2 protein-coding genes are annotated in these 3,259 nt (G+C 70.8%); both read right to left on the bottom strand.

All coding sequences use genetic code 11. The features are described 5' to 3' along the window. Positions 1-2,375: glycosyl hydrolase (locus tag C1I93_RS29775; protein ID WP_111246572.1), on the bottom strand; the 2,375-nt coding region annotated here is incomplete at its 3' end. A gap of 225 nt (positions 2,376-2,600) precedes the next feature. After that, positions 2,601-3,259: M23 family metallopeptidase (locus C1I93_RS29770; RefSeq protein WP_111246571.1), on the bottom strand; the 659-nt coding region annotated here is incomplete at its 5' end.

Genomic DNA, 3,259 nt, shown 5'->3' with positions numbered 1-3,259 from the left:
GGCGTGGGGCTCGGTGGGGTGCCGCCGCCGGCGTTGCCGCCGCTCCAGGTGTGCGCGCCGCTGGTGGCGGTCCGCCCCGCGGCCACGGACAGTTGCGTGCCGTCGGAGAAGCGTACGGTCAGCGGGTTGCCGGAGATGTTGCTGGCGACGTACGTGCGGGCGCCGTTGCGGGTGAAGACGGCGGCCAGCGGGTGGTCGGCGGTGACAGCGGTGTCGACCCGCCCCAGCGCGGCCAGGTTGCGGATCCAGTGGAAGGTGTGTGCCCGGCTCTCACCCTCCTCCGGGGTGTAGCCGGCGTTGGCGCGCAGCTTGGCCAGGGCGGCGTCGGCGTCACCGAGGGCCAGGAACTGCCAGTGCATGTCCTGCCAGACCGTGGGTTCGCCGCCGTTGTTGCGGACCAGTTCGGCGTACTTCTGCGCGTTGTAGTTCGGGTGGTAGCCCAGGTAGAGGTGCCCGCCGGTGATCGGCAGCAGGTTGATGCCCTGGATCATCTCCGGCTCGGCGCTGAACCAGGTGGCGTACGCTCCGCCGTCGCCCCAGACCATGCCCACGTTGTTGTGCCCGAACGCGGCGGGGAAGTTCTCGTCGTTGACGTCGAACCAGTACTCGTGGATCGCCGCCGCCTGGGTGGTGTAGATGAAGATGCCGGCGTCGCGGACCGCGGTGTTCCCGGTGGCCTGCCCCCACTGGATCAGGGCGTTGGCGAAGTTCATCCCCTCCGACGACGACTCCTGGTTGTTGCCGCTGGCGAACGAGCCGTGTCCGGAGGCCCAGTCGTGCCCGGCGTAGATGTCGAAGTCACGCAGGTACGGGAAGCGGGTGTCGTTCCGGTCGTAGTTGTTGGCGTCCCGGATCAGCAGGTCGATCATGCCGCCGTACTGGTCCTGCCGGGCCCACGCCGGGTCGAACTTGGCGAGCGTCGCGGCGGCGGCGATGTAGTAGCCGTAGTGGAAGTGGTGGTCGTTCAGCTCCTGGTCGGAGCCGTACGAGGCGGGGTAGCCGATCAGGGTGCCCCACCGCTGGTCGTAGTAGAAGAGCCGCTCGGTCTCGCCCGGCGAGGCGGTGAGCCAGTCGTTGAGCGTGGCGCGGATGGCGGTGAGCGCGGCGGTCCGGGTCTCGGTGTCGCCGACCTGGTCGGCGATCTCGGCGATCCGGGCGGCCCGGCCCAGTCCCTTGCCGGTCCAGTAGGTGTCGTTGCCGCGCTGGTCCATCGGGTTGGCGCGGACCGCCGCCAGGTGTTGCCGCAGCGTGGTCAGGTCGGCGTCGGTGCCGGTGGCGACCGCCGGCACCTCGGGCAGCACGCCGTGGAACACCATCGAGGTGCGGAAATCGGCGACTCCGGTGAGCGTCTTCATCCGGCCCCGGGGCGACGGGTAGGTCTGTGTGATCGGGGTGGCCCCGGTCAGCGCCTTCCACTGGTGCGGGTAGAGACTGACCACGGTCCGCGTCTCGGTGCCCTCACGTGGGGTGGTGGTGAAGGTGTACCTGGTCTCCACCCGGCTGGTCGACTGGTTGTAGGTGTAGCCGACGCGGGTGCCGGTGACGTGGGCGTGCGCGTAGCTGCGGTAGCTGGTGGCGAGTTGGCTGCGGGCGGTGGCGTCGGCGGTGGCCGGCAGTAGGGCGATCGAGAAGTAGCCCCGGCCGGCGAGGTTGGAGCTGATCCGGCCGCCGCTGACGGTCCAGGTCGCGCCGGTCGGCGCGTACCCGACGTAGTCGTGGCCGCGGACGGTGAAGCCGATGGTGTTGCCGCTGTTCGACCAGACGGTGGGGCTGCCACCGGTCACGTTGATCAGCGCGTCACCGCCGGTGCTGCGGAAGTACGCGAACGGCAGGCCGTGGCCGATGGTGGCGCGCAGGGTCCGGGCGCCGTCGCTCCAGTACGGCGTGACGGTCCAGTCGGTCCAGTCGTCCACCAGGACGTTCGGTGCGCCGAGTCCGGCCACCCCGACCCGGATGTCCTCCTGGTAGGGGTACTTGAACTCACCGACTCCGGTGGCGGTGCCGGTGATGGTGGGGGTGGAGGTGGCGGAGAAGCCGAGCCCGTCGGTGACCGGCTGGTAGGAGACCGGGTGGGCGTGCAGCGGTTCGCTGAACGCGCAGTTGAGCCGCTTCCAGAGCAGCGAGGACCACCAGTCGTTGGTGGGCACCGGGCCCGGCGGCGCGTCGGCGGTGGCGAACTGCCGGGGGTTGGTGGCGATGTCTCCGCAGCCGCCGGGGAGTGGGCCGACCGGGGTGGTGGTGTAGCTGCCGGCACCGACCGGGGCGGCCTGCGCGGCGGAGGTGGCGGTGACGGCGACGCCACCGAGGATGAGGGCCGCGGTGGTGGTGGCGGCCAGGAGCCGGTGTCGGGTGCGCGGTGGGACGGGAGGTCGCATCTTTCCTCCATTGCGCGCCGGCCCGGCCGCGCCGGGACGTACGCGTTTCGTCGGCATTGTCAGGTTGGTGGTGTGAGAGAGCGCTCTCTGGAGGTGTTACGCGGACGCTAGTTCACCGTGGAGACCCACGTCAATGTGTCGTGGCGATGAAATGCGGATGACGCGACATCCCCGCTCAGCGAGCCGGTTGCTCAGCGTGAGCCGGTTGCTCAGTGAGCCGGTTGCTCAGCGTGAGCCGGGTTGCTCCGGGCAGCCGTGCTTGCGGTGCCAGGCGGCGACCTCTTTGGCCGGCTCCCGGTTGCCGCCCTTACGCCACGAGTCGAGATACGGCGCCGGCCAGACCACGCCCCGGCGGATCCACCAACCATCCTCGCCCAGGCACGGCGGGGAGATGCCGAAGTGCAGGTGGCAGACGTTGTTCGCGTTGCCCGTCCGGCCCACCGTGCCGAGCTGCTGACCGGCTCGTACCCGCACTCCGGGGGCGATGCCCGCAGCCACCTTCGTCAGGTGCGAGCCGTAGTAACGGACCCCGTCGTCGCCGAGGACCGACACCGACAGCCCACCGTTGTACGGCCCCTGCGGGCCCTGCTTGTCGTACCGGTCCCGGCGGCTGACCTCGCCGATCGTGCCGTCCGTGACGGCCACGACCGGTTCACCGCAGTCGGCGAAGATGTCCGTTCCCGGGTACGCGGAGTGGGTCGGATGGTAGGCCACGTTCGTCGCGCGTACCGGAAAGACGTGCGGCAGCCCGGCGCGGGTCGCGCTGGCCGACGGTGTCGGCTGGTCGGTCGGGCTCGGGGTGGCGCTGGTCGCGGCCGGCGCGGCGCTCGTAGTGGTCGGACCGGCGCTTGTCGCGGTGGGGCTGGTGGCGGTGGGGCTGGTGG

The sequence above is a fragment of the Micromonospora endophytica genome, from assembly GCF_003236305.1.
Classification (GTDB): Bacteria; Actinomycetota; Actinomycetes; order Mycobacteriales; family Micromonosporaceae; genus Micromonospora; species Micromonospora endophytica.
Note: the sequence above shows the minus strand (reverse complement) of the source record. Positions and strands in the feature narration are given on the sequence as shown.